This is a genomic window from Amycolatopsis sp. AA4 (assembly GCF_002796545.1).
Lineage (GTDB): Bacteria > Actinomycetota > Actinomycetes > Mycobacteriales > Pseudonocardiaceae > Amycolatopsis.
The window spans coordinates 4,276,611-4,302,301 of sequence record NZ_CP024894.1 but is presented as its reverse complement, the minus strand read 5'-3'; the positions used below and the strand labels follow the sequence as shown (position 1 = coordinate 4,302,301).

Here is a 25,691-nt window from a genome sequence, read left to right as displayed (position 1 = left end):
GCAGACCTGCTGAGCTGTGCCGACACGAGGGTCTGACGGCGGCGAAACGCAGCGTTCACGTGCGCGACAGTCCGCCGGTGAGCGCTTGGGGGGTGATGAGCGCGCTCACCTCGTCGTCGGTCAGCAGCCGCCGTTCCCGTACCAGGTCCAGCGCGGGACGGCCGGTTTCGTGCGCTTCCCGGGCGAGCGTGCACGCGGTTTCGTACCCGAGCGCGGGGCTCAGCGCGGTGACCAGACCAGTCGAGGTGGCGACCAGGCCAGCCAGGTGTTCTCGGCGCGCGGTGATGCCGCGTACGCACTGTTCGGCGAGCACGCGGGCACCGGCGGTGAGGTGGTCGAGACCCGCCGTCAACGCTCGCGCGATGATCGGCTCGAAGGCGTTGAGCTGCAGTTGCCCGCCCTCGGCGGCGAGCGTGATCGTGACGTCGTGGCCGATGATCTCGAAGGCGATCTGGGTGACCGCCTCCGGGATGACCGGGTTGACCTTGCCCGGCATGATCGACGACCCGGCCTGCCGGGCGGGCAGGTCGATCTCGCCGAACCCGGCCTGCGGTCCGGACGAGAGCAACCGGAGATCGTTGCAGATCTTGGACATTTTGACCGCCGCGCGTTTCAGCACGCCGGACAGCTGCACGAAGACGCCGACGTCCTGGGTCGCTTCGATCAGGTCGGGCGCTGAGACGAGCGTCGTGATCCCAGTCAGCTCGCGCAGGTGCGAAACGGCTCTTTCCCGATACCCCGGACGCGCGTTGAGCCCGGTGCCGATCGCCGTGCCGCCGAGGTTCAGCTCGTGCAGCAGCAACCGGGCTTCGGCCAGCCGCTGCTCGTCCTCGGCCAGCGTCGCGGCGAACGCGCCGAACTCCTGGCCCAGCGTCATCGGGACGGCGTCCTGCAGCTGGGTCCGGCCCATCTTGAGGACGTCGGCGAACTCGAGAGCCTTGTCGGCGAACGCTTCCCGCAGTCCGGCGAGCGCGGCGAGCAGTTCGGCGAGATGCCGGTCGAGCGCGAGTTTGACCGCGGTGGGGTAGACGTCGTTGGTGCTCTGCCCGAGGTTGACGTGGTCGAGCGGATGCAGTTCGGCGTAGTCGCCGCGGGCGCGGCCGAGCAGTTCCAGGGCGCGGTTGGCGATGACCTCGTTGGCGTTCATGTTCGTCGAGGTCCCGGCGCCGCCCTGGATGAGGTCGACGACGAACTGGTCGTGCAGCCGCCCGCCCCGGATCTCCGCGCACGCCTGCCCGATCGCCGCGGCCCGTTCCGGGGAGAGTGCACCGACGTCCGCGTTGGCGCGTGCGGCGGCCTCCTTGACGGTGGCCAGCGCGGCGACGAGATACGGCCGGTCGGCGAGGGTTTCGCCGGTGAAAGGGAAGTTGACCAGCGCTCGCGCGGTGTGCGCGCCGTAGTAGGCGTCGCCGGGCACGTCGATCTCGCCGAGCAGGTCGTGTTCGGAGCGGGTGTGGGACATCGGTGTCCTTCCCGGTGCAGGAGGTTCAGAAAGTGCGGTCGACGCCGGTCCACGCCAGCGCGATCGCGCCGTCGAGCAGGGCCCGTTCCGCGGCGCCGCCGACGCAGTGCGCGGCGAACTCGCGCTGGTGGTTGATCGCGGGCAGCGAGCCGATGCCGATGTACGGGTGAATCGCGGGCACGACCTGCGAGACGTTGCCCATGTCGGTGGACGCGCGGTTCATCCGCGCCGCCGTGCCGTCCGACGCGAACTCGCGGCCGAGTTCGAGGGCGTTGGCCCGGTAGGCGGCCAATGCCGTTTCGTCGGCGCGGAATTCGGCGTACGGCTTGCTTTCCGGTTCGACAGTCAGCTCGCAGCCAGTGGCCAGCGCACCGGCCTCGAACGCCCGCATCACGCGGGGCTCCACTTCGGACAGTTCCGCCAGCGTCTCGGCCCGTACATACCACCGGCCGGACGCGTGTTCGGGGATCGCGTTCGGTGCGTCTCCGGCGTGCGTCACGATGCCGTGCACGCGCGCCGAGGCCGGAAGTTGTTGCCGCAGAAGGCCGATCGCGACCTGGGCGACGGTGAACGCGTCGGCCGCGTTGACCCCGGCCTCGGGGTAAGCGGCGGCGTGCGCGGACTTGCCGGTGTAGGAGATTTTCGAGTGGCTGACCGCGAACGGCCGTGCTTCGGCGACGTCCACCGGTGCCGGATGCACCATCATCGCGAGGTCCACGCCGGTGAACGCGCCGCGTTCCAGCAGCTCGATCTTCCCGCCGCCGCCTTCCTCGGCCGGAGTGCCGTAGACCTCGACCGTGATCCCGAGGTCGTCGGCAACCTCGGCGAGCCCCAGCGCGGCGCCGATGGAACTGGCCGCGATGAGGTTGTGGCCGCAGGCGTGGCCGAGACCGGGCAGCGCGTCGTACTCGGCGCACAGCGCGATCCGTTTCGGCCCGGAGCCGAAGCTGGCGTGGAACGCGGTGTCCAAGCCGAGGTACTTCGCGGTGACCGCGAACCCGGCCCGGTCGAGCAGTTCCGGCACCGCAGCGGCCGCGCGATGCTCTTCCCACGCGGTTTCCGGGTCGGCGTGCAGCCGCTCGGACAGCTCGACCAACTCGTCGGCGTGCCGTTCGACCGCGGCTCGGGCGGCTGCTTTGCTCGCCGTCATCACTCGTCTCCCGGCACGCCGTAGGACGGCGCGGCGGCGGGGTTCAGTCCTCGGGTGACGTAGTCGTCGCGCTGGGGGAGCCAGACGTCGAGGAGTTCGGCGAGCTGTCCGATCGGCTCGTCTGCCCAGTCCACGCGCAGATCCGTGACCGGCCAGTCCGCCGCGGACACCACGACCAGCCCGGCGGACCGCACCGGGCCCTCCTCGCCGCCCGCCGCGAGCCCGGCCCGCATCGCCGCGAGGAGACGCTGTTCCAGCTCGCCTGTCGCGGAGGCGAAAGCGTCCACCATGGACTGCGGGATGTGGTCGCCGGCCAGCATGTTGCCCGCCGCGACCACGCCGTCCGCCGTCGCCGACCCGTGGGTGCCGAGAGTTTTCGAGCCGCTGTAAGCGAAACCGGGTCCGCTGGTGCCGAGCACGGTCAGCTGCCGGTACTCGATGTGCTCCGCTGTCGACGTGACCTCGGCCAGTGCTTTCTCCGGGTCCCGGTGCTCGGCGAGCCGGTCCAGCAGCCGTCCGCCGAGCCGCGGGTCGGTGATGTTCTGCGAGGCCGCCGCGCCGAGGCCGGGGCGCAGGTGCGCGACGCGGGCGACGACCGCCGGACTGGACGAACTGGCCGCGATGCCGAACCGGACGGCGCCGCCGGACGTGTCGCGGGCGACGATCGAAAAGGTCACTTCTCCTCCTCCGGGATCACCGCGACGGCGTCGATTTCGCACAGCCATTCCGGCCGGGCGAGCGCGGACACGACCACGCCGGTCGAGATCGGGTGCACGCCCTTGGTCCAGCGCCCGACGGTGCGGTAGACGGCCTCGCGGTAGCGCGGGTCGACCAGGTAGATCGTGAGCTTGACCAGGTGTTCCATCCGGCTGCCCGCTTCTTCGAGCAGCATTTCGATGTTCGCCATCGCCCGCTCGGCCTGCGCGGCGACGTCGCCGATCCCGACCGATTCGCTCGTGTCGAGGTCCTGCCCGATCTGGCCGCGGACGTAGACCGTGCCGTTGGCGACGACGGCCTGGCACAGGTCGTTGTCGAGGTTCTGCTCCGGGTAGGTGTCCCGCGTGTTGAACGGGCGGATGCGACGGTGGACAGTCACTGCGGGGCCTTCCGTGCGGCGGTCGTCGGACGCCTCAGCCTGACCGCGCCGCCGAGGTTCTGTCCAGTAGATGTTTCCGGACCAATGCATCTGTTGGATCAATGCAGTCTGCATCGGCAAATCAGATCTTGAGTGCCGGAAACATCTGTTGGACACGGGCAGGGCGGGCCGTGAGGATCCGGGAGACGGCGCCGAACCGCGCCGGAGCCGGAGCGGAGGTCTGGGATGTCGAGCGAACAGGTGGAGGCCCTCGTCGTGGGCGGGGGACAGGCCGGCCTGGCGATGAGCGAGCACCTGAGCGAGTGCGGCGTGCCGCACCTGGTCCTGGAACGGAACCGGATCGCCGAACGCTGGCGCTCGGAACGGTGGGACTCGCTCGTCGCGAACGGCCCCGCGTGGCACGACCGGTTCCCCGGCTTGGAATTCCCGGACGTGGCGCCGCACGAATTCGCGTCGAAGGACCAGGTCGCGGATTATTTCGAGGCATACGCGGAAAAAATCGCCGCGCCGATCCGCACCGGGGTCGAGGTCACGTCGGTCCGGCGGCACGAGGGCCGGCCCGGATTCCGCGTCGAAACCTCGGAAGGCGCTGTCGACGCCCGCTTCGTGATCGCGGCGACGGGCCCGTTCCAGCGTCCGGTGATCCCGCCGATCGTGCCCGCCGACGCCGGTCCGGTGCAGCTGCACTCCAGCGGCTACCGGAACCCGCGGCAGCTGCCCGAAGGCGCGGTGCTGGTCGTCGGCGCGGGTTCGTCGGGGGTGCAGATCGCCGAGGAACTCCGCCGTTCCGGGCGCGAGGTGTACCTGTCCGTCGGCCCGCACGACCGTCCGCCGCGCAGCTACCGCGATCGCGATTTCTGCTGGTGGCTCGGCGTTCTGGGCAAGTGGGACGCCGAAACGCCGCCCGCCGGAGCGGAACACGTGACCATCGCGGTGAGCGGCGCGCGCGGCGGGCACACGGTGGACTTCCGCGCGCTGGCCGGGCTCGGGATCACGCTCGTCGGCATGACCGGCGCGTACGCCGACGGCAAGCTCACCTTCGCGACCGACCTGGCGAAGAACATCGCGGCGGGCGACGAGAATTACCTTGCCCTGCTTGCCGAAGCCGACGCCTACGCGGCTCGCAACGGGCTCGACCTGCCCGAGGAACCGTCCGCCCGCGAGCTGGGCCCGGATCCGGCGTGCGTCACCGATCCGGTGCTGGAGCTGGATTTGGCCGCCGCCGGAGTGACCTCGATCGTCTGGGCGACCGGGTTCGCCGTCGACTACAGCTGGCTTCAGGTCGACGCGTTCGACGAAAACGGGCGGCCCCGGCATCGTCGCGGCGTGTCCGTGGAGCCAGGCGTGTACTTCATCGGCCTGCCGTGGCTGGCGCGGCGCGGGTCGAGCTTCATCTGGGGGGTGTGGCACGACGCGAAATTCGTGGCGGACCACATCGCGATCCAGCGCGGGTACCAGAACTACTGAGCAGCGAGAGGGCGGCGCGGGTTCGCCCGCGCCGCTATTGCGAGTACATCGCGCGGCACAGCTCCCGGAATTCGTGCGCCCGCCGGGTAAGCCGCACCCCGCGCATGGTCGCGAGCACGATCTCCAGCGACGGCACGTCGTCGGTCAGCGTCAGCGGCACCACGCTCGCGCCGGCGTAAGTGGTGTCCGCCGGCGGTCGCTGGTTGAGCAACGCGAACCCGTGCCCGGAAGCCACCAGGGCCCGCACCGTCTCGTACCCGCTCGTCCGATGCCGTACCCGCGGCGCCACCCCGGCGTCGCTCAGGATCGACTGCAGGTACTCCCGGCTGTGCGGCAGATCGAGCAGCACCATCGGCTCCTCGGCCAGCTCCTGCAGCGACACCTTGCGGCTTTTCCGCCGCGCGAGCCGGTGGTCCTCGGACACGAGGGCATACGGTGCGGCGGTGCCGACCACCTCGCGGTCGATGTCGTCGTCGAGGTCGTAGCCGTACAGCATCGCCAGCTCGGTTTCCCCGGCCCGCAACGCACTCTTGAGCGCCTTGTGCTCTCCCTCGCGCAGGGACACGTGAACGCGCGGATGCCGGGCTTCGAACTCGGCCAGCAGGCTCGGCAGGCGAAACGGCGCGAGCGTGGTGAAACAGCCGACGGTGAGCGTGCCGACCAGGTCGGTGCCGGATTGCCGGGCCGTTTCGACCAGCTCCGCGCCGTGCGCCAGGAAGTCCAGCACGCGCTTGTAGAACTCCTCGCCTGCCGTGGTCAGGCTGAGCCCGCGGGCGTGGTGGCGCAGCAGGAACTGCACGCCCATTTCCTTCTCCAGCTGCGCGATCGCCGTCGAAACGGCCGACTGCGACACCATCAGCTCCTTCGACGCGGCCGTCATGCTCAGGTGCCGCGCGGCCGCCTCGAAGTAGCGCAGCTGCACGAGGGTGAAGGAAGGCTCGCTCATGCGGACATCCTGCCTCAGTGGCAGCAATCGGGATGCTGCGGTTTCGGCGCGGGCGTGTCCAGCGCGGGATTGGCGTCGAAGAATCCGCTCGGCTTGAGCGTGAAGCCGGTGTGGTCGACCGGCATGATCGGCCAGTCCTCGGTGCGCGGATAGTGGGTCAGGCCGAAGGTGTGCCACACGACGAGGTCGGCGCCGTCGAGGTCGCGGTCGGCCTGGATCCAGGTGTCGATGCCGGTTGTCCCGTTGTTCTGGTTGACGTACTCGCCGGCCGGGAAGCGTTCGTCCTCCGCGTACGCGGTGACCCACAGGTGCTTGCGGGTGAAGGCGGCGCGGCGGGCGATGGAGGACGCGTCGTCGGCGAGCAGCGGCGGCAGTCCCTCCGGATGCAGTGTGTAGCCGACCGGCTGGCCGAGGGCGTTGCGGGACTCGGGATTGCTGATCCGCCAGGTTCGGCCGAGGTTGCCGTCGGCGAGCCGGGCGGCCTCGGCTTCCTTCGCCAGCCTGGTGATCTTGCGGGTGAAGGCATTGCCGTACGGGTTGTCCGGGCCGATCGGGACGCGCTGCACGTCGATCTCGTCGACGGCGTTGGCGAGGCCGTCGACCATCATGTCCAGCCGCGCGGAGAACAGGTGCTGATGGAACGGCGCGCCGATGCCGGGCGCGATTTCGGTGGCCCAGGGGTACTCGGTGCCGGCAGGGAAGGCGGAGGTGAAGACGATGCCGGTGGCCTTGCACTCGAGTTCGATCGTGCCGTCGAGGTAGAGGTACCAGTAGAAGCCGTAATCGTAATTGCCGACCGTCACGAAGAACGAGATGACCAGCCGGCGCTGCCGACGGGTGGAAACACTGCCGTTGTAGTGGTCAGTGTGTTTCCACAGCACGCCGGCGTCTTCCTCGTGCAGGCAGATCGCGTTCGCGATGGTGTGCGGCTGGCCGTCGTCGTCGTGCAGGACGGCGTCGAAATAGCGGATCTCGCCGAGGCAGTCGCAGCCCAGCGTCAGCGAGTTGGCTTCCTTGCCGAGCGAGTACTCGCCCGCGTCGAAGTAGTTCTGCCAGAACCGGACCGGGCTCGGATCGCCGTAGGGCACGACCATCTCGGCGACCGAGGCGCGGTAGACGACCGGACGCAGCCGTTCGCCGTCTTGGAAGCCGATTTGGTGCAGGGTCAGGCCTTCGACCGCGTTGAATCCGATCCGGAACTGCCACTTCTCCCACGTGACGACGTCGTCCTCGACGGTGAAGCTCGGCCCCTCGGGCTGGGTGATGACGATCGGCTTCTGCGTGTCGCGGACCGGGCCGTCGAGGTGGTAGTCGTACGGGGTGCGCGGGATGTCGGCCGGACCGTCGTCGACGAGGTCGTGCACGCGCCCGGCGATCAGATCGACATAGGCCACGACGCCGTCGATCGGGTGCGCCCACAGGTTGTCGTCCTTGTTGAGCTGCAGGAAGGCCAGACAGCGCACGAGCCGCAGCCCGGCCTCGCCGGGAATGTCGAAACATCCGGCGCTGAGCGCGGAGATCCGGACCGACCGCGGCTCGTCGACGCCGCGTCGGCGCATCGCCGCGTTCCACGCCTCGTCCTTCCAGAGGATGTCCTCGACCAGGTCGAACTCCTCGTGCAGGATCGGCGGCTGTCCTTCGGCCACGACGTCCACCGCCCGGTCCGCCACGACCTCTCCGCTGGTCAACGAGACGACCACCGCACGCACCGCGCCGCTCCGCCGGTCGAGCAGCAGCGAGCGCACGCGACGGTCCACCGGGTCGCCCGGCTGCCAGGCGAGCACGGCGGCCTTCGCGGGTTCGAGCAGCGACACGAGCGCGAACCGGGTGCTCTCGGTCGCGATCCCGGCGTCGGCCAGCAGCGCGCGGTTGCGGGCGACCTCGTCTTCGGTCAGGCGCGAGAGGGGGTGGGCCATGCGCGTCTCCTCATTCTTTGCGGTCTAGCGCAAAGAATGCGCGCCGCCGGGGCCGGAGGCAAGGCCCTTACGGGGTCGGTTCTCCGGAACCGGTACTGGGTTTTTCGATGCACGTCATCAATAATCCTGGACGTGGCACGACCCAAGGACCAGGCGAAGCGGCGCGACGAGCTGGTGGCGGCGGCCGCCCGCGCGATCCGGAAGCGGGGGCTGGCCGGTCTCCGCGTGCGCGACGTCGCCGAGGAGGCCGGGCTGTCGGCCGGTTCGGTCAGCTATTACTACCCGGACCTGGACGACCTGCTGTTCGAGCTGCATCGGGACGCGGTCGACCGGTTCTACTGGGCGCGAGCGCGGGCGGCGGAAGCGGAGGACGACCCGGTCCGGCGGCTCGTGCGGCTGGTCGACGCGGGGCTCCCGGCCGCGGAAGGCGATGCGCTGAGCCGGGTGCTGTACGAAATGCACGTCCACGCGGCGCGCAATCCGGCGCACGCGGTGCTGATGACGGCGTTGTGGGACCGCGAGGTGTCGCTCTACTCTGCCGCGCTCGCGCACGGCCAGGACACCGGGGAGTTCCAGCTGCGGTCGCCCGCGGCGGACATCGCGGCGAACGCGGTGGCGCTGGAAGACGCGTACGGCCTGCATCTCGCCGGGCACAACACCAGCCTGTCCGCGGCCAGGACGCGCGAACTGCTGCTCGGGTACCTGGCCGCGGAGACTGGACGCGATCTCGGTCAGGCGTAGGCCGTCCAGACGGTCTTGAGGCCGGTGTACTTGTCGAACGAATGCAGGGACAGGTCGCGGCCGAAGCCGGACTGCTTGAAGCCGCCGAACGGGGTCGCGGTGCTGAGCGCGTCCACTGTGTTCACCGAGACCGTCCCGGCGTGGATTCCGTCCGAGACGCGATGGGCGCGGGCGAGATCGCGGGTCCAGATCGACGCGGCGAGGCCGTACGGGGTGTCGTTCGCCAGCCGGATCGCCTCGGCCTCGGTCTCGAAGACCTGCGTCGCGAGCACCGGCCCGAACAGCTCCTCGGCGACCAGCGGGTCGTCGGCGGCCAGGCCGGTCACGACGGTCGGGTCCAGGAACGCGCCGCGCCTGGTGCCGCCCGCGACGACGGTTCCGCTGCTGGCCTCGACGGCAGCGAGCACCCGCGCCGCCGCGTCCTCGTCGATCATCGGACCCAGTTTCGTCGCCGGGTCCAGCGGATCCCCGGGCACCCACGCGGCGACCTTGTCCCGAAGCCGGGCGAGGAACTCGTCCGCCACCGGAGCCTGGACCAGCAGGCGGGTGGTCGCCGAACAGACCTGGCCGGAGTTCGCGCAGAACCCGAACGCGACCAGGTCCGCCGCGGCGTCGAGGTCCGCGTCGGCGAACACCGCGACCGGGCTCTTGCCGCCGCATTCGAGCCAGACCTGCTTGAGGTTCGACTCCCCGGCGTAGCGCAGGAACAGCCCGCCCACCGGCGTCGACCCGGTGAAGGCGAGGACGTCGACGTCCGGATGCCGTCCCAGCGCCTGTCCCGCGGTCTCGCCGAAGCCCGGCACGACGTTGAGCACCCCGTCCGGGATCCCCGCCTCCGCCGCCAGCTCAGCCAGCCGCAGCGCGGACAACGGCGACTGTTCGGCGGGTTTGAGGACCACGCTGTTGCCCGCCGCAAGTGCCGGGGCGAGTTTCCATGCGGCGACGTCGAGCGGGAAGTTCCACGGCACGACCGCGCCCACCACCCCGAGCGGCACTCGCCGGATCGCGGCGAAATTGCCCGGAGGGGTGGGCGCGACCTCGTCGTAGCGTTTGTCGAGCGCTTCGGCGTACCAGGCGAAACATTCGGCTGTCGCGGGCACGTCCTGGCCGAACGTGTCGGAGATCGGCCGGCCGACGTCGAGGGTGTCGCAGAGCGCCAGTTCCCGTCCGTGCGCGCTGATGAGATCGGCCAGGTTCAGCAGGCGTTTCTTGCGCTCTGCCGCGGCGAGCCGGGACCAACGGCCGTCCTCGAACGCCTGTCGGGCGGCGGCGACCGCGGCGTCGATCTCGTCCGGGCCGCATTCGGCCACATGCGCGACTGGGTGCCCGGTGGCCGGGTTGACGTCGGCGAAAGTCTTGCCGGACTTGGCTTCGAGCCAGTCACCGTCCACAAAGGCCGCGGTGCGGGGCCGCACTTGCGCGGCCTCGTGCACCCAGTCGCCGTGGTTCATCCTCGGAACCGCCTTTCGTCGCTTCCGTTCACTATCGCCAGCGCGCGGGTCGCGGGAAAGCAGAGCTTTTCGCTGCCTTGCATAGGGCGAACCGATGCAGGGTCACCGCACCAGCTCCCACAGCGACGCCCACTGCTCGGCGGTCAGCTCGCGGGGAAGTGCTTGCGGCGACAGTCTTTGCCGGGCAAGCCACGTCCGCGCCGCACGGGTGCTGAGACGGCCGGTTCGGGGAAGGATCCCGCCCAGCCCGCGGCCGCGGCCGGTGAACACCTCGCGGACGAACTCCTGGTACTCCGCCCGGTCTTCGACGAGCGGCACCGGGCGGCGGGAGATCACGAGGATCCCGCCGTCCACGGCCGGGCGGGGCCGGAACGCGTGCGCCGGGACCCGCGCGGGGACGGCGAACTCGAACCACGGCCACCAGGCGGCGGTCATCTGCGAGGCGCCGCCGATCCCGGCGCGGCGTCGCGCGACCTCCCATTGCACCAGCAGCACCGCCAGTTCCCAGTGCGGCTGCCGGAACAACCGGCGCAAGGTCGCAGTGGTGAGGTGGAACGGCAGGTTGCCGACGACGGTGTGCGGAACGTCGGGCAGCCGGTGCCGGAGCAGGTCGCCACGGACGACCTGGACGTGGCCGCCGGTCCGCTGCGCGAGGCGGCGGGCGCGGCGGGGATCGAGCTCGACCGCGGTGAGCGGACGGCCGGTGCGGCTGAGCGGGACGGTCAGCGCGCCGTCGCCCGCGGCCAGTTCCACGAGGGGACCGGTCGTGCGGGCGGCGGCGGTGCAGACAGCGGCGATGACGGCGGGGTCGGCCAGGAAGTTCTGGCCGAGCTCGTGCCGTCCGCCGAAGGACTGGGCAGACATGAGGGTGCGTACTCCGCGCATGAGGAAGCGACCCGAGCGCCAGGACAGGCAGCCCGGACGGGCAACGGGGGAGAGCGCGGCGGAGCGGTGTGCGTCCGGCGCTCAGGCGTTGCGCAGGCGAATCAAGGCGTACGCGGCGAAAGTGGCACCCATGGGCCCGAGCCTAGCCGACCGGACCGCACGGAGGCATCCGGGTTTTCGGCGGGGGCTCGTCGCGGTGCCTGACGAATACGCGCGCAGCCTTTCTTGACCCGGCAGACGAACAATTTTCGCCCATTCCGCCGGGCGTCTCCGAACGGACCGCTCACGACGGAGATACCCGCTGTTTCCGGCCCGCAAACTGGCACGAAACGGGGTCGCTCGCTTGAGGGGTGCGGCGCTTGCTCTGCCCTTTGCCCGGCCGGACAGTGGGGACGGAAGCGCAAATTCCGATTCGGGGAAATGGAGTGGATCCATGGTACGCGCAATCCAGCCGCAGGATCTCGTCGACAGCACCGTGATGGACAATTCCGGCAGCAAGATCGGCAAGGTGGGCACGGTTTATCTGGCCGACGACACGAGGAGGCCGGAGTGGGTGACGGTGAAAACCGGCCTGTTCGGCCAGAAGGAGAGCTTCGTGCCGCTCTCCGGTGCCGGCTTGGAGAAGGACGGCCTGCACGTCCAGGTCGCGAAGGACCAGGTGTCCGACGCGCCGCGGATCGACGCCGAAGGCCACCTTTCCGAGAAGGAGAGCGTCGAGCTGTACAAGTACTACGGCCTGCCGACTCCGCGGTCCGGGGACAGCCCGACCACCCAGAACCGCGGGCGTGACGCGGCAGCGGGCGGCATGGCCGGCGGAGCCGCGGGCCGGGGCCGCGAGGCCGCGATGGGCGGCACCGAAGGCCGGGGCCGTCCGGCCGGCCAGGAGACAGCCGCGGCGAAGGGCGGACGCCACGACGCGTCCGGCACGGGCGACGTGGTGCGTTCCGAGGAGCGCCTGCGGGTCGGCACCGAACAGGTCGAAACCGGCCACGTCCGGCTGCGCAAGTACGTGGTGACCGAGGACCAGCAGGTGACCGTCCCCGTCACGCACGAGGAGGTGCGCGTCGAGCGCGAGCCGATCACCGACGCCAAGGCGGCCGGCAGGGCCGAGATCGGCGAGGCGGAACAGGACGTCGTGCTGCACGCCGAGAAGCCCGTGGTGCAGAAGGAGACCGTGCCGGTGGAGCGGGTGCGTCTCGGCACCGAGCAGGTGACCGAGGAGCAGACCGTCCAGGGCAAGGTCCGCAAGGAGCAGATCGACATCGACGACGACACCAGGCGGGGCAAGAAGTCCTGACCCGCCCGCGCGCCTGCTGTCTCCCGCCGGACCGGTTCCGGGCGGGAGACAGCGCGCGCGGCTACCGCCGCGAGCGGCTGGCCTTCATGAACTCGCGGTTGAGGTTCGCGATGCTGGCGAGCGGAATCCCCTTGGGGCACGAAGCGACGCATTCGCCGGTGTTCGTGCAGCCGCCGAAGTCCGCCGCGTCCATGGTCTCCACCATGTCGAGCACGCGCTGGGCGCGTTCGGGCTGGCCTTGCGGCAGGGAGTTCAGGTGCGCCACCTTGGCCGAGGTGAACAGCATCGCCGACCCGTTCGGGCAGGCCGCCACGCACGCGCCGCAGCCGATGCAGGTCGCGTTGTCGAAGGCGAGGTCCGCGTCCGGCTTGGGCACCGGCGTCGCGTGCGCCTCGGGAGCGCTGCCGGTCGGGGCGGTGACGTAGCCGCCCGCCTCGATGATCCGGTCGAACGCCGACCGGTCGACCACCAGGTCCTTGAGCACCGGGAAACCCTTGGCGCGCCACGGTTCGACGTCCAGCACGTCGCCGTCGCGGAAGGACCGCAGGTGCAGCTGGCAGGTCGTGGTGCGCTCCGGGCCGTGCGCCCGTCCGTTGATCACCACGCCGCAGGAGCCGCAGATGCCCTCGCGGCAGTCGTGGTCGAACGCGATCGGCTCGGCGCCGTCCTCGATGAGGTGCTGGTTGAGGACGTCGAGCAGTTCCAGGAAGGACATGTCCGGGCTGGCGTCGTCGACCGGGTAGTCGACGAGCCGGCCGTCGTCGTCCGGGCCGGACTGGCGCCAGACCCGCAGGGTGAGTTTCACGTGTAGCTCCGCTGGGTGGGGTGGACGTGCTCGAAGTTCAGGAGTTCCGGGTGCAGCACCGGCGTTTCGCCGTACTCCCAGGCCGAAACGAAGGAGAACCGCTCGTCGTCGCGCTGCGCTTCGCCGTCTTCGGTTTGGTGTTCCTCCCGGAAATGGCCGCCGCACGATTCCTCGCGCACGAGTGCGTCGAGCAGCAGCAGTTCGGCGAGTTCGAGGAAATCGGCGACGCGACCGGCTTTCTCCAGTTCCTGGTTCAGTTCGGCGCCGGTGCCGGGAACGCGGACGACGCGCCAGAATTCGGCCCTCAGCTCCGGAACGCGGTCGAGCGCTTTCCGCAGGCCTTCGGCGGATCGCGACATTCCGCAGTGGTCCCACATCAGGTGGCCCAGTTCGCGGTGGAACGAGTCGACGCTGCGCGTGCCGCGCACGGACAGCAGCCGTTCCAGCCGGTCCCGTACCGCGGTTTCGGCTTCCGCGACCGCCGGATCGGCCGGGTCGAGCGCGGGGAAGCTGCCGCGGGCGATGTAGTCGTTGAGCGTGGCCGGGAGCACGAAGTAGCCGTCGGCGAGGCCCTGCATCAGCGCGGACGCGCCGAGCCGGTTCGCGCCGTGGTCGGAGAAGTTGGCTTCGCCGATCACGAACAGGCCGGGCACCGTGCTCTGCAGGTCGTAGTCGACCCACAGACCGCCCATCGTGTAGTGGATCGCCGGGTAGATCCGCATCGGGACCTCGTACGGGTTCTCCGCGGTGATCCGCTCGTACATGTCGAACAGGTTGCCGTACTTGGCTTCCACCGCCGGGCGGCCCATCCGCTCGATCGCGTCCGCGAAGTCGAGGTACACGCCGAGCCCGCCCGGACCGACCCCGAGCCCGGCGTCGCAGACGTTCTTGGCCGCCCGCGAAGCGATGTCGCGCGGCACCAGGTTGCCGAAGCTCGGGTACATCCGCTCGAGGTAGTAGTCCCGTTCGGACTCCGGGATCGCTTGCGGCGGACGCGGGTCGCGCGGCTGCTTCGGCACCCATATCCGGCCGTCGTTGCGCAGCGATTCGCTCATCAGCGTCAGCTTCGACTGGTGCTCGCCCGAGCGCGGGATGCAGGTCGGGTGGATCTGCGTGAAGCACGGGTTCGCGAAGTACGCGCCGCGTTTGTGCGCCCGCCAGATCGCGGTCGCGTTGGAGCCCTTCGCGTTGGTGGACAAGTAAAAGACGTTGCCGTAGCCGCCGGTCGCGAGCACGACGGCGTCCGCGAGATGCGTGGTCACCTCGCCGGTGACCAGGTCGCGCGCGACGATCCCGCGCGCCTTGCCGTCGGAGACGATCAGGTCCAGCATCTCCGTCCGCGGGTGCATCTCCACGCCGCCGGCGTCGATCTGCCGCGCGAGCGCCTGGTACGCGCCGAGCAGCAGCTGCTGCCCGGTCTGGCCGCGGGCGTAGAACGTGCGCTGGACTTGGACGCCGCCGAACGAACGGGTGTCGAGCAGCCCGCCGTACTCCCGGGCGAACGGCACGCCCTGTGCCACCGCCTGGTCGATGATCTGCGTGGACACCTGCGCCAGCCGGTACACATTGGACTCCCGGGACCGGAAGTCGCCGCCCTTCACCGTGTCGTAGAAGAGCCGGTAGACCGAATCGCCGTCGTTGCGGTAGTTCTTCGCCGCGTTGATGCCGCCCTGCGCGGCGACCGAATGCGCGCGCCGCGGCGAGTCCTGGAAGCAGAACTGGACCACGTGGTAGCCCTGTTCGGCGAGCGTCGCCCCGGCGGACGCGCCCGCGAGGCCGGTGCCGACCACGATGATCCGGTGCCGCCGCCGGTTGGCCGGGTTGACCAGTTTCGCGCCGAAGCGGCGGCTGTCCCAGCGGTCCTCGATCGGACCGGCCGGCGCTCGCGTGTCGGCGATCGGCTCGCCGAGCGTGTAGTCGTTCATGTCAGGCCACCCATCCCGCCATCACGGCGATCGGCACGATCAGGAAGCCGCCGGTGATCACGACGGCGAGCACGGAGCCCGCGGTTTTCAACGCCCGGTCGCGGGTTTTGCTGGTGATGCCGAGGGTCTGCGCCGCGCTCCAGAAGCCGTGGTTGATGTGCAGGCCGAGCATCAGCAGCGCGACGATGTAGATCAGGTTGACCCACCAGACCTGGAAGTCCGCGACGATGTTGTGGTACGGCTGGCCGTCGCGGAAGTCCTGGTTGGCCACGCCGACCGTGAGGTCCAGAATGTGCCACACGATGTAGAGCGCGAGCGTCGCGCCGCCCCAGCGCATGGTATGCGTCGCGAAACTGGCCTTGCGCCGCTGGCCGTGCGCGTACTTCACCGGGCGCGCCTGGCGGTCCCGTTTGGACAGTTGCCCGGCCGCGACCACGTGCAGCACCAAGGCGATCAGCAGCACGGCGCGCTGGATCGAGAGGTACCAGGCGTTCTGCAGCACCGGTTCGCCGATCGTGCGCAGCCAGGCCGCGTAGTCGTCGAAGTGCTGCGGTCCCAGGAAAACCTTGAGGTTCCCGGCCATGTGCACGAACAGGAACGCGACGAAGATCAGCCCGGTGACGGCCATGACGGCCTTCTTGCCGATGGTCGAACGCCAGAACGTCACGAGCGCCGGGCGACGGCGGGGCGGAGCGGGTGCGAGTGCCACGAAACCGACGGTAAGTCCGCGCTGACGAGAGGGCAAACACATGCTTTCTCTCGAAAGCATAGCCAGCGCCTATGATGGGGGTCATGCAGTTCCAGCAGCTGGCGTATTTCCTGGCAGTGGCCGAGACGCGGCATTTCACGCGTGCCGCGGAACAGATGCGAGTGGCGCAGCCCTCACTGTCGCAGCAGATCCGTGCGCTGGAACGGGATGTCGGCGCGGGGCTGTTCCACCGGATCCGCGGGAACGTCACGCTCACCGAGGCGGGGGAGACGCTGCTGCCGATCGCGCGCCGCATCCTCGCCGAGACGGAGACCGCGTACCGGGCGATCCGCGAACTGGACGAACTGGGCCGCGGCCGCGTGCGGCTGGGCGCGACCCCGAGCCTGTGCACCGGCCTGCTGCCCGCGATGCTCGCCGCGTTCCGCCGGGACTACCCGGGGATCGAGCTGGTGCTGCACGAAAGCGGGTCGCGCGACCTGCAGACCGCGCTGTCGGAAGGCGGCCTGGACCTGGCGATGATCGTGGACAGCCGCGTCCACGACGATTCCCGGCTGGAGAGCCGCGCGCTGTTCGTCGAGGACCTGGTGGTGATCTCGCCGAAGAACGCGCCCGCCCCGGTGCGCGGCCGGATGCCGATCGCCGCGCTCCGGGACCGGCCGCTGGTGATGTTCCGGCAGGGCTACGACCTGCGCGAGGCGACCGTGGCCGCCTGCCGCGCCGAGGGCTTCGACCCGCTCTTCGCGATCGAAGGCGGCGAGATGGACGCGGTGCTGGAGCTGGTCCAGGCCGGGCTGGGCCTGGCGGTCGTGCCGAGCACCGTGGTCGGGGACCGGTTCCGCCGCACGCAGTTCACCGAGCCCGGCCTGAGCCGCGTGGTGCGGCTGGCGTACCGGCGGGACGTCGAGCAGCCGCGCGCCGTGCGGGCCCTGCAGGACGCGGTGGTGCGGTATCTGGGCGGCGGGGTGGCTCAGCTGCCGCCCGGTACGCGTCCGCTGGTGAGCCGGTGAGCGGGCCCCGCTTCTCGGCTACATCCCCACCGACTGCCGTTCGGGCTCGATCAGGCCGACGACGCGGACCTGCTCGCGCGGGTACGGCTGTCCGATGTACTTCTTGGCCACTTCGTCGACGATCTCCCATGCCGGGTCGCCCTCGATCCACTCCGCCACCCGGCCGCGGACGATGATCGGTTCGAACGGATTGTCCGGCGGCGTAAGGGAAAGCGCGACGCGGGGGTCGCGGCGGAGGTTGCGGGCCTTGCGGCTGTCCGGGCCGGTCAGGAAGACGATCCGGTCGCCGCGCGTGCCGATCCACACCGGGACGACGTGCGGCGATCCGTCCGGGAGCACGGTCGCGAGGTGGGCGATCGGGGTGCCGTCGAGGACGCGGCGGATTTCGGGGTTCAGCATCGGGATTCCTTTCAGCGGAGGATTTCGTAGTGAAGGTGGGTGACGCCGGGCGCCGGGACTGCTTCGACCAGCCGCAGCCGCACGTGTTCCGGCAGCTCGCCGAAGAAGCTCCGGCCGCCGCCCAGCAGGATGGGCACCTGATGCAGCACGAGTTCGTCGACGAGCCCGGCCTTGATCGCCTCGGTGACCAGAACGCCGCCCATGAGCGCGACGTCCTTGTCGCCCGCCGCCGCCCGCGCGCCTTCGATGGCCTCTTCGACGCTGGTGGCCTGGGTCTGCGCGTCGCTCAGCTCCGGCACCGGCTGGTGGCTGACGACGAACAACGGCGCCGTCGGATGCGGACCACTACCGCCGAAGTGGCTTGAGTGGTCGTACGTCGTGTGCCCGACGACGGTCGCCCCGACGCGGGCGGCGAGCGAGTCGAAAACCCGCGCGCTGGGCTCGGAAAGCTTGAACCCGTCGAAGACCTTGCTGGGCGTGTCGCCGGTGAAGTACCAGTCGAATAGCGCCCCGGCGTCGCCGAGCCCGCTGCCGACCTCGTCGGCCCCTTCGGGGAGGCGGCCGCTGATGTAGCCGTCGACCGAAACGGCGAGGGCACTGAACACTTTGGTCATGACGCTCCTTAGTAGTCGCTCACAGAGCCTGGGGAAAGTCGAAAACCCGGTGCGGGTCGCAGCTTTTCTTGACCGCGGCCAGCCTGGGGAGGTTGCCCGCGTGATACGCCCGGTGCGGGTTTTCGAGGGCGAGATCGGGGAAGTTGGGATAAACCCGGCCGGACCCCTCCGCGTGTGCGGTGGTCCACGCGTCGTCCACCCACGGATCGCCGAGGTCGCCGACCTCCTCCAGCAGGAACCGCTCGCCCCGATGGGCGAAGGCGGTCGCCTCCTCGGCGACCCGGTTGTACGCCCCGCCCATCGCGGTGAACGCCAGGCGCCGATTCCCGGTCAGCCCCCGGAGAAGTTCGCCGGTCGTCCGGTCGGTCATCGGGCGAGCGAAGAACTCCGACCGGACGCGGCGCGGTTCGCCGGCCGGATCCAGTGTGCTGAATGTCGGCTTCACCAGGCTGTAGGGAACATCCAGTCGGATGTCGATTGCATACAGCACACCGGCCCGCGCGGTGAACTCCCGGAGCAGGCCCCGGGTCTCCGCCGGCGGCAAGGTGGAAGCGCCGAAAAGCGTCGTGCGTCCCTCTTGGACGATGAGGTTGGCCGTGAAGCCGTCCGGAGCGTCGGGTGCCCAGTCCTGCCAGGCCTGGACGAGGTTTCCGTCCGCCCAGTTCCCTTCGATCCGGCAGACCGGCGGCTCCGGCACCGTGGCGAACCGCAATTCCGTGACGATCCCGAACTGCCCGCCGCCCGCGCCGCGCAGGGCCCAGAACAGGTCGGATTCCCGGCGCTCGTCGCACTCCACGACGGTCCGGTCGGCGAGCACGACCTGCGCGCCGACGAGCCGGTCGCAGGTCAGCCCGTACTGGCGACCGAGCAGCCCGATCCCGCCGCCGAGCGTCAGCCCCGCGATGCCGACCGTGTCGCCGCAGCCCGCCGGGATCGTCCGTCCGGATTCGTGCAACGCCGCGTACACCGCTCCCAGCCGCGCACCAGCACCGATCGTCGCCACTCCGCTGTCGTCGACCGCGATCCGGTCCATTCCCGACAGATCCACCACGATCCCGTTGCTCCGGCACCGGTCCACGAAACAATGCCCGCCCCCGCGCGGCACGGTGCGCGCACCGGTCGAGGCCGCGTAGGCCATGACCTGAACGACCTCCGAGACCGAATGACACCGCACGACCGTCTCGCCCGGTGAACCGGGGGAGAGGACGTCAAGGTCGATCACGGAGACGACGCTACGAAGCCTCAGCGCGCTTTTCTTGAACAAAACGCGCACGGGCCGCGCTCAACTCCGGATCGGCGACCGCCTCCGGGTAGCGAGGAACGGCGCGTACGAAGCCGAATGATCATGCCCGCACGCGCACCGGTCGAGGTCGCCCCCGAGCAGCTGCCTGGGCGTGACCCCGGTCAGCCGAAGACATTCCCGGCTCAGGTGGGCCTGGTCGGCATAACCGGCGTCGACGGCCAGGCCAGCCGTCCCGTCCGCGCCCCGCCGCCCGGTCGCGCTCGCCCCGGACTGAGCGAGCGCGAGAAACCCCTGAAAGCGCAACGTCCGCTGCAGCACCTTCGGACTCATCCCCACCGCCTGCAAGCATCGCCGCCGCAGCTGGCTGGCCGAGAGCGCGAGATGCGCCGCGACCGCGTCCACGCCGACCGGGTCCCACGGCATCAGCACCTGCACCGCCTCGCCGACCAACGGGTCCACCCCGCCGGTGAGGCGAAACTCCCGCACGAGGTGCGCCTGCACCGCGGCCAGCCCCAGCTCGGGCGTCGCGGCGAGCGCCACGTCCTCCACGAGCCGCTCGACGGTCCGTCCCCACAGTTCGCTCAGCCCGACATGCTGATCCGCCAACTCGTCGAGCCCGGCGGGCAGGGGAGGCGCGGCCCCCGGCCGGAACCGCACCCCGACGACCGTCGTATGCGCCGGAATGACCTCGATCCGCGGCCCGGTCAACGGCCCGAGCAGGCGCGGACGCCCGCCGACCGGGAAATGGATCTCGACCCCGCCGGTCGGCAGATGCCGCTGCACGTACGGCGCGTCGCCGGTGCGCTGGATCCACACCGTGCGCACGACTCCCGCCAGCCCCGGCGCCGGCGGACGCTCCACATACGCGGTCATCCCCGTACCGAAGCGGTCCGCCGCCCGCACGTCAAGCACCACGCTGAGGCTTTCGCGGTCCAGGTGCGGGGGATTTCACCGCAGTGGCCCTCGGCCGCCTGTGCCAGGCCGCAAGGCCCCGGACCGAGTGACCTTCTCCGGTAGCCCGCGAGCTTCGTGCCGAGGATTCTCGCTGTCTGGAACCCCGCTCACCGCGCATCGGCTCGCCGAACCGGCTCAGATGTACCCGCACACATCCATCGCGGCGACCACCTTCCGGAACCCCGCGATGTTCGCCCCGCTCACGTAATCCCCGGCCACCCCGTGCTCGTCGGCCGTTTCGAGGCACGTCCGGTGGATGTCGGTCATGATGTCGCGCAGCGTCCGGTCCGTGCGCTCGAACGTCCAACGCTCTCGCGCCGCGTTCTGCTGCATCTCCAGCGCGGACACCGCGACCCCGCCCGCGTTCGCGGCCTTGCCCGGTCCGACCGCGACCCCGGCCTCGCGGAAGATCTGCAGCGACCCCGGTGTGCACGGCATGTTCGCGCCCTCGGCGACCGCCCGCACGTTGTTCTTCACCAGCCGCAACGCCGACTGCTCGTCCAGCTCGTTCTGCGTCGCGCACGGGAGCGCGAGGTCGCACGGCACGTCCCACGGCGAGCCGTCGGTGACGTACTTGGCCGTTGGCACATGGTCGACGTACTCGGAAAGCCGCCCGCGCCGCGCGACCTTCAACTCGTGCAGCAACTCCAGGTCGATCCCGCGCGGATCGTGCACGTACCCGCCGGAATCCGAGCACACGACCGGCTTCGCGCCGAGTTCCCGCAGCTTCGCGATCGCGTGGTAGGCGACGTTGCCCGAGCCGGAGACCACCGCGGTGCGGCCGGAGAACGAGTCGTCGCGCGCGCCGAGCATCGCCTCGAGGAAGTACACCGTCCCGTACCCGGTGGCCTCCGGACGCGCCGGAATGCCGCCCAGCAGCGGGTTCTTGCCGGTGATCGTGCCCGCGTCGTAGCGGTTGGTGAGCCGTTTGTACTGGCCGAACAGATACCCGATCTCGCGCCCGCCGACCCCGATGTCGCCCGCCGGGACGTCGGTCTCCGGCCCGATGTGCCGGACCAGTTCGGTCATGAACGCCTGGCAGAACCGCATGATCTCGCCGTCGCTGCGGCCGGCCGGGTCGAAGTCGGACCCGCCCTTGCCGGCGCCGATGCCGAGCCCGGTGAGCGCGTTCTTGAAGATCTGCTCGAAGGCGAGGAACTTGACCGTGCCGAGCGTGACGTCGCCGCGGAACCGCAGCCCGCCCTTGTACGGCCCGAGCGCCGAGCTGAACCCGACCCGGAAACCGCGGTTGACGTGCACCTCGCCCGCGTCGTCGGTCCAGACGACCCGGAACATCACCTGCCGCTCCGGCTCGCACAGCCGCTCCAGCATCGCCGCGTCCCGCAGACCCGGGTCCCGCCGCAGCGCGGGCCGGATCGCTTCCAGCACCTCGAACACGGCCTGGTGGAACTCCGGCTCGGCCGGGTTCTTCCGGACGATGTCCTCGTACACTGCGCGCGATGTCCCGTCGAGTGGCATCCGCCGATGATGCCGTCCAGGTGCCGGATTTCGCACCCCCTGACGGGGTTTGCGAAGTTAGGGGTGACCAGACTCACGCATCGAGCACTACATCGGCAGTGGGCACCGCCTGGCAGGAAAGGCACTGGTCAGCGGGCAGATCGTCGGCGATCGCGACCAGGTGCGCGACGGTTCCCTCCAGTACCGGCACCGCGCAGCTTTCGCACTGCCCGAGCCGGCATCCGCTGGGCAGCGCGATGCCGGAAGCCTCGGCGAACCGCAGCAGGTCCCCGTCGCCCGCCCGCCACGTGAGCGCTCGGCCGGACCGGGCGAACCGCACCTGGGCCGTGGCGTCGTCCGGGATCCGGATCGGGGCGGGCGCGGCGTGGAACTTCTCGGTGAAGATGTCGAAGCGCGGCACGCCCCGCTCGACGAGCCCGGCGGTCAGTTCGTCCAGCATGCTTTCGGGACCGCACAGGTAGAACCGAGCCCGCCGCCGGATCAGCTCGGAGTCGATGCGGTCGGCGGTCATGCGTCCGATGAAGTCGCACCGGTCGTCCGGACCAGGACGGCTGTAGTGGTCCATTATCCGTACACTGGGCAGCCGAGCCGCCAGCTCGGCGATGCGCTCCCGGAACGCGTGCCTCGAACGGTCCCGGCTGCCGTGGTGCAGCACGATCTCCGGCGCGGACGCGGCGTCGAGTGACTCCAGATAGCTGAGGAACGGCGTGATCCCGATCCCGGCGGCGACCAGCACGATCGGTCGCGAATGGACAGTCGGCAGCGCGAAGCCGCCCGACGGAGCCGTCACCAGCAACCGGGTCCCCGGCTGGAGCCGGTCGTGCACGCCCGGCGAGAACTGCCCGCCCGGCACCCGGCGCACCGCGATCGAGTACCCGTCGTCCGACACATTCGCCGGCCCGGTGAGCGAATAACTGCGGGTCAGCCCCGGCGCGTCCGGCCAGGCGACGGTGATGTGCTGCCCGGCGCGAAACTCCGGCACCGACCAGTCGTCCACCGGCTTGAGGCGCACCGACCGGATGTCCTCGGTCTCGAACTCCGCCCGCTCGACCACGAACTCCCGCTGCCCGGTCCACGGCTCCGGCTCGTCCGGCCGGACGTCGCAGAACGTCGACCGCAACGGCACGGACCCGCTCACCGGATCATGGGCGTCGTCGCCGACGAGGAGGTTGTAGTTGGTCCCACCGTCCTCGAGCGGATTCGAACCGGGCAGCGCGAGGTCGGGCGCCGGTTGCCACCAGCCGTACTCCGCCACGACCACGTCGCGGTGCAGCGCGGGGTCGATCCGCGCCCGCATCCGGACGGACGCGGAGGCGGTCGTGAGGCGGACCCACTGTCCGTCGACGATCCCTCGCTGTGCGGCGAGTTCCGCGCTCAGTTCGACGGCCGGTTCGGGAAAACGCTTCCGCAGCGACGCGATCCCGCGATGCTGGCTGTGGCAGAAGTACCCGTTCTTCGCGCAGGTCAGCACCAGCGGATGCCGGGCGTCCGGGGTTGGCGGCTCAGCGTCCGGAACCGCGGGCTGGCCATGCTCGGCAAGCCGCTCCGAGTACAGTTCGACGCGTCGAGTCGGCGTCGCAAACCCAGTCACCGCACCATTTTCCGCCCGGTTGGCGTACTTGCGATACTCAGTCGGCAACGGCAGATCGACGCCGCCAGGCCGCTCCCGCAGCTGCGCGGCAGTGAGGCCGAGCGGGGCCAGTTGGTGATCCCAGCCGTCCTCGATGCGGCCGTCGAAGAACTCCGCATCGAGCCCGAGCCGCGTGGCCAGCTCGAACACGACCTCAGTGTCCGAACGCGACTCGCCGATCGGTTCGGTCATCCGCGGCCGAAGCTGCACGCGCTCCTGCGCCGCCTGGCTGATTTCGAAACCGGCCTTGACCGCCTCGTGCTCCCACGGCGTCTGAACAGGCAACAGCAGATCGGCGAATTGCGCAGTCGGGTTCTCGAACAAATCAAGATGCACCGAGAATTCCAACCGCCGCAACGCGTCCGCGGTGCGTCGAGGATCCGGCTGGGACAGAAGAAGATTTCCGCCGAAGGACACCAGCGCTCGGACCGGATAAGGCTTTTCGTCGAGAACCGCGCGACAGAAGTTGCGCGCGGTCACCCAGCCTTGCGCGGGCGGTCCGAGGGGAAACTCCTGCAGGCCAAGAGCTTTCGCGCGCTGCTTCGGCGCGAGCTGATCCGGCGACGTCACCGGAGCGACCGGAAGCTTCGGCAGGACGACGTTTCCGCCGGGGGCGTCGTAGCTGCCGGTGAGCGCGTAGAGCGTGGCGATCGCACGCTCGGTCTGCGTCGCGTTCGCGTGCTGACCGACGCCCGACCAAGCCGCGTACGTCACGGACTTCGCTTCGGCAAGATCGGCCGCGAATGCTTCGATCGCGGCAGCCTCTACGGTCGTCACCGCTTCGGTCCGATCGAGCGGCCACGCAGCACAAGCCTCCGCGTAGAATTCGAACGCGGGAACACAGTCAACCGAACCGGAAAGCGTGCGCGCCCGGTGCTTTCCTCGCAGAGCAAACCTTTCCGGCCTGCTCGCGGGATATTTCGTGTCGTAAGGCTCAGCTCGGCCAGCGACTTCGTCCCACACCGCGAACCCGGCCGCGGCGGGATCGATTTCCGCCGCCCGAAGAAATCGGCCGGTGTCCGCCCGGACCAGCAACGGAGCATTCGTCCACGACCGCACGAACGCCTCGTCGTGCCCGCGCCGCTCGAGCAACGTCCGCGCGACGCCGAGCGCGAGCGCACCGTCCGTGCCTGGCCGGACCCGCAGCCAGTGCTCAGCCTGCACTGCGCTGGCCGTCCGCCGCGGATCGATGACCGCCAGCTTCGGCGGCCGTGCCCCGGCCAGCGCGGCGGACTGCGCGAGCCACGCCTTGGCCGGATTGTGCCCCCACAACACCGCGAATTCCGTGCCCGCGTAATCCGGGGCGGGCAATCCCGAACCGAACGTGAACGCGTGCGCGAAATCCTTGTGCCAATTGCAGATTTCGGTCGCGTACAAGGTATTGGGGCTGCCGAAAAGCCGGATGAACCGCTCGACCCAATCGATCGAATCCGACATCGGCGTGCCGCTGGGGGAGGTGACCGAGAACGCGACCGCCTCGGCCCCGCTGGCCGCCCGGATGCCGCCGAGCCGCTCGGCGGTTTCGGACAGCGCTTCGTCCCAGCTGATCTCGCGCCAGCGCGGATCCGGATCGGACTTGGGCGTCGTGCGCCGCAGCGGCACGCGCAGTCGTTCGGGGGAGTGCACCAATTCGGGCGCGGCCCGGCCTTTCGGGCACAGCGCGGCACCGGTCGGATGCGCCGGATCCGGCCGGACGCCGCGCAGCGCGCCGTTCTCGACCGTGTAGACCGCGCCGCAGCGCGACCGGCACAGCGTGCAGTAACCCCGGACCTCAGGCATCAGTTACTCCTTAGTAACCGGCTACCGGTTACTAAGGTACGATGCGGCACGGGAGCGGGCGGAGTCAAGGCGAAGGAGCGTCGCGTGCCGCAGCTGCAGCGCACGAACCTGCGCGAACAAGTGCTCGAAATAGTGCGGCAGGCGATGGTGTCCGGCGACCTGCGGCCCGGCGACATCTATTCGGCCGCCGCGCTCGCGACGCGCCTGGGCGTGTCGAGCAGCCCGGTGCGCGAGGCGCTCCTGACGCTGGTCAACCAGGGTCTGCTGGAACCGGTCCGCAACCGCGGGTACCGGGTCGTCGCGATGACCGAACGGGACCTGGACGAGATCTACGAGATGCGGCTGCTGCTGGAGGTCCCGGCGACGCTGTCCGCCGGCGCCGCCGCCGGTCCCGCCGACCTCGCCCGGCTGGACGGCCTGGCCGCCGAGATCGAGTCCGCGGCCGAGGCGGGCGAGGTCGCGCGTTTCCTGGAGGCCGACCGGCGGTTCCATCTGGACCTGCTGTCGCTCGCCGGGAACGGGCGGCTGACCGGCGCCATCGCCACGCTGCGCGACCAGACTCGGTTGTACGGCTTGGAAAAGCTCGCCGAACACGGGCGGTTGACGGAGTCGGCGCGGGAACACCGGGAGATGCTGGCGACGATCGCGGCTCGGGATTGGACCCGGCTGGAGGGCCAGGTCAGGGCGCATTTGAAGCACATCCGGGCGGATTGGGCGTCCGGCTGAAGCGGTGACC

General features: G+C 70.2%; 21 protein-coding genes and 1 pseudogene. 5 read left to right on the top strand and 17 right to left on the bottom strand.

The window, feature by feature from the left end; all coding sequences use genetic code 11:
• Positions 1–55: 55 nt before the first annotated feature.
• From CU254_RS19995 to CU254_RS19980, 4 genes are read right to left on the bottom strand one after another with little or no spacing between them, the layout of a single operon-like run.
• Positions 56–1,462: an aspartate ammonia-lyase gene (locus CU254_RS19995; protein WP_009078792.1), complete on the bottom strand. Its 1,407-nt coding sequence runs from the start codon at positions 1,460–1,462 to the stop codon at positions 56–58.
• Between the two features lie 25 nt (positions 1,463–1,487).
• Entirely contained in the window at positions 1,488–2,612 is a 1,125-nt protein-coding gene (locus CU254_RS19990) for a M20 family metallopeptidase (RefSeq protein ID WP_037714250.1), read from the bottom strand.
• Positions 2,612–3,289, bottom strand: a complete 678-nt coding sequence (locus CU254_RS19985) for a DUF1028 domain-containing protein (protein WP_009078788.1) — start codon at positions 3,287–3,289, stop codon at positions 2,612–2,614. Before CU254_RS19985 ends, CU254_RS19990 begins: the two co-directional genes overlap by 1 nt.
• On the bottom strand, positions 3,286–3,708 hold the full coding sequence (locus CU254_RS19980) for a RidA family protein (RefSeq protein ID WP_009078786.1): 423 nt from the start codon (positions 3,706–3,708) through the stop codon (positions 3,286–3,288). Before CU254_RS19980 ends, CU254_RS19985 begins: the two co-directional genes overlap by 4 nt.
• A 225-nt stretch (positions 3,709–3,933) precedes the next feature.
• Between CU254_RS19980 and CU254_RS19975 the strand changes: the two genes are divergently transcribed.
• Positions 3,934–5,175: an NAD(P)/FAD-dependent oxidoreductase gene (locus CU254_RS19975; RefSeq protein WP_009078785.1), complete on the top strand. Its 1,242-nt coding sequence runs from the start codon at positions 3,934–3,936 to the stop codon at positions 5,173–5,175.
• A 34-nt stretch (positions 5,176–5,209) separates the two neighbouring features.
• Here the strand turns inward: CU254_RS19975 and CU254_RS19970 are convergent, their stop codons facing one another.
• Positions 5,210–6,121 (bottom strand): LysR substrate-binding domain-containing protein, encoded by a 912-nt coding sequence (locus CU254_RS19970; protein ID WP_009078784.1) that lies wholly within the window; start codon positions 6,119–6,121, stop codon positions 5,210–5,212.
• 14 nt (positions 6,122–6,135) lie between these two features.
• Positions 6,136–8,043 (bottom strand): annotated as a pseudogene (locus CU254_RS19965) (primary-amine oxidase); the annotation flags it as partial.
• 126 nt (positions 8,044–8,169) lie between these two features.
• Between CU254_RS19965 and CU254_RS19960 the strand changes: the two are divergent.
• Positions 8,170–8,778: a TetR/AcrR family transcriptional regulator gene (locus CU254_RS19960; protein ID WP_037714248.1), complete on the top strand. Its 609-nt coding sequence runs from the start codon at positions 8,170–8,172 to the stop codon at positions 8,776–8,778.
• On the opposite strand, the gene CU254_RS19955 is transcribed toward CU254_RS19960, so the two are convergent.
• Together CU254_RS19955 and erm are read right to left on the bottom strand one after the other, a co-directional pair.
• Positions 8,769–10,229 carry an aldehyde dehydrogenase family protein gene (locus CU254_RS19955; protein ID WP_009078781.1) on the bottom strand — a complete coding sequence of 487 codons (1,461 nt, stop codon included), beginning with the start codon at positions 10,227–10,229 and terminating at the stop codon, positions 8,769–8,771. The genes CU254_RS19960 and CU254_RS19955 overlap by 10 nt on opposite strands.
• A gap of 102 nt (positions 10,230–10,331) precedes the next feature.
• Positions 10,332–11,093 carry a 23S ribosomal RNA methyltransferase Erm gene (gene erm, locus CU254_RS19950; protein ID WP_037714244.1) on the bottom strand — a complete coding sequence of 254 codons (762 nt, stop codon included), beginning with the start codon at positions 11,091–11,093 and terminating at the stop codon, positions 10,332–10,334.
• Positions 11,094–11,547: 454 nt separating this feature from the next.
• Between erm and CU254_RS19945 the strand changes: the two genes are divergently transcribed.
• Positions 11,548–12,411, top strand: coding sequence for a DUF2382 domain-containing protein (locus CU254_RS19945; protein WP_037714242.1), 864 nt, complete (start codon positions 11,548–11,550; stop codon positions 12,409–12,411).
• 61 nt (positions 12,412–12,472) lie between these two features.
• On the opposite strand, the gene CU254_RS19940 is transcribed toward CU254_RS19945, so the two are convergent.
• Genes CU254_RS19940 through CU254_RS19930 form a run of 3 tightly spaced genes read right to left on the bottom strand, consistent with a single transcriptional unit; the run spans position 12,473 to position 15,850 of the window.
• Positions 12,473–13,216 (bottom strand): succinate dehydrogenase/fumarate reductase iron-sulfur subunit, encoded by a 744-nt coding sequence (locus tag CU254_RS19940; protein WP_009078778.1) that lies wholly within the window; start codon positions 13,214–13,216, stop codon positions 12,473–12,475.
• The gene (locus CU254_RS19935) at positions 13,213–15,141 is read right to left on the bottom strand and encodes a fumarate reductase/succinate dehydrogenase flavoprotein subunit (RefSeq protein ID WP_009078777.1); all 1,929 of its coding nucleotides are present in this window, start codon (positions 15,139–15,141) and stop codon (positions 13,213–13,215) included. The genes CU254_RS19940 and CU254_RS19935 overlap by 4 nt, the downstream gene beginning before the upstream one ends.
• A gap of 1 nt (position 15,142) precedes the next feature.
• Positions 15,143–15,850 carry a succinate dehydrogenase cytochrome b subunit gene (locus tag CU254_RS19930; RefSeq protein ID WP_009078776.1) on the bottom strand — a complete coding sequence of 236 codons (708 nt, stop codon included), beginning with the start codon at positions 15,848–15,850 and terminating at the stop codon, positions 15,143–15,145.
• A gap of 83 nt (positions 15,851–15,933) precedes the next feature.
• On the opposite strand from CU254_RS19930, the gene CU254_RS19925 reads away from it, so the two are divergent.
• Complete coding sequence (locus CU254_RS19925; protein ID WP_037717552.1) at positions 15,934–16,857, top strand: LysR family transcriptional regulator; 924 nt, start codon at positions 15,934–15,936, stop codon at positions 16,855–16,857.
• Positions 16,858–16,875: 18 nt separating this feature from the next.
• On the opposite strand, the gene CU254_RS19920 is transcribed toward CU254_RS19925, so the two are convergent.
• The 6 genes from CU254_RS19920 to CU254_RS19895 form a co-directional block, all read right to left on the bottom strand.
• A complete protein-coding gene (locus CU254_RS19920; protein WP_009078774.1) occupies positions 16,876–17,256 on the bottom strand; it encodes a PPOX class F420-dependent oxidoreductase in 381 nt (126 codons plus the stop codon).
• Between the two features lie 11 nt (positions 17,257–17,267).
• The gene (locus CU254_RS19915; protein WP_009078773.1) at positions 17,268–17,870 is read right to left on the bottom strand and encodes a dihydrofolate reductase family protein; all 603 of its coding nucleotides are present in this window, start codon (positions 17,868–17,870) and stop codon (positions 17,268–17,270) included.
• 19 nt (positions 17,871–17,889) lie between these two features.
• Positions 17,890–19,092 carry an FAD-binding oxidoreductase gene (locus CU254_RS19910; protein ID WP_199785941.1) on the bottom strand — a complete coding sequence of 401 codons (1,203 nt, stop codon included), beginning with the start codon at positions 19,090–19,092 and terminating at the stop codon, positions 17,890–17,892.
• 60 nt (positions 19,093–19,152) lie between these two features.
• Entirely contained in the window at positions 19,153–20,025 is an 873-nt protein-coding gene (locus CU254_RS19905) for a DUF6597 domain-containing transcriptional factor (protein ID WP_199785940.1), read from the bottom strand.
• A 177-nt stretch (positions 20,026–20,202) separates the two neighbouring features.
• Positions 20,203–21,546 carry an NADP-specific glutamate dehydrogenase gene (gene gdhA, locus CU254_RS19900; protein WP_009078770.1) on the bottom strand — a complete coding sequence of 448 codons (1,344 nt, stop codon included), beginning with the start codon at positions 21,544–21,546 and terminating at the stop codon, positions 20,203–20,205.
• 73 nt (positions 21,547–21,619) lie between these two features.
• Positions 21,620–24,955, bottom strand: coding sequence for a molybdopterin-dependent oxidoreductase (locus tag CU254_RS19895; RefSeq protein WP_009078768.1), 3,336 nt, complete (start codon positions 24,953–24,955; stop codon positions 21,620–21,622).
• Between the two features lie 84 nt (positions 24,956–25,039).
• On the opposite strand from CU254_RS19895, the gene CU254_RS19890 reads away from it, so the two are divergent.
• Positions 25,040–25,681 carry a GntR family transcriptional regulator gene (locus CU254_RS19890; RefSeq protein WP_234392855.1) on the top strand — a complete coding sequence of 214 codons (642 nt, stop codon included), beginning with the start codon at positions 25,040–25,042 and terminating at the stop codon, positions 25,679–25,681.
• Positions 25,682–25,691: the final 10 nt, after the last annotated feature.

Bases quoted from the DNA above. Each gene is read 5' to 3' on its own strand.
- CU254_RS19975 (WP_009078785.1), top strand. From the start codon at position 3,934: ATGTCGAGCGAACAGGTGGAGGCCCTCGTCGTGGGCGGGGGACAGGCC.
- CU254_RS19945 (WP_037714242.1), top strand. From the start codon at position 11,548: ATGGTACGCGCAATCCAGCCGCAGGATCTCGTCGACAGCACCGTGATG.
- CU254_RS19925 (WP_037717552.1), top strand. From the start codon at position 15,934: ATGCAGTTCCAGCAGCTGGCGTATTTCCTGGCAGTGGCCGAGACGCGG.
- CU254_RS19895 (WP_009078768.1), bottom strand. From the start codon at position 24,955: ATGCCTGAGGTCCGGGGTTACTGCACGCTGTGCCGGTCGCGCTGCGGC.
- CU254_RS19995 (WP_009078792.1), bottom strand. From the start codon at position 1,462: ATGTCCCACACCCGCTCCGAACACGACCTGCTCGGCGAGATCGACGTG.
- gdhA (WP_009078770.1), bottom strand. From the start codon at position 21,546: ATGCCACTCGACGGGACATCGCGCGCAGTGTACGAGGACATCGTCCGG.
- CU254_RS19955 (WP_009078781.1), bottom strand. From the start codon at position 10,229: ATGAACCACGGCGACTGGGTGCACGAGGCCGCGCAAGTGCGGCCCCGC.
- CU254_RS19970 (WP_009078784.1), bottom strand. From the start codon at position 6,121: ATGAGCGAGCCTTCCTTCACCCTCGTGCAGCTGCGCTACTTCGAGGCG.
- erm (WP_037714244.1), bottom strand. From the start codon at position 11,093: ATGTCTGCCCAGTCCTTCGGCGGACGGCACGAGCTCGGCCAGAACTTC.
- CU254_RS19920 (WP_009078774.1), bottom strand. From the start codon at position 17,256: ATGCTGAACCCCGAAATCCGCCGCGTCCTCGACGGCACCCCGATCGCC.
- CU254_RS19990 (WP_037714250.1), bottom strand. From the start codon at position 2,612: ATGACGGCGAGCAAAGCAGCCGCCCGAGCCGCGGTCGAACGGCACGCC.
- CU254_RS19935 (WP_009078777.1), bottom strand. From the start codon at position 15,141: ATGAACGACTACACGCTCGGCGAGCCGATCGCCGACACGCGAGCGCCG.
- CU254_RS19915 (WP_009078773.1), bottom strand. From the start codon at position 17,870: ATGACCAAAGTGTTCAGTGCCCTCGCCGTTTCGGTCGACGGCTACATC.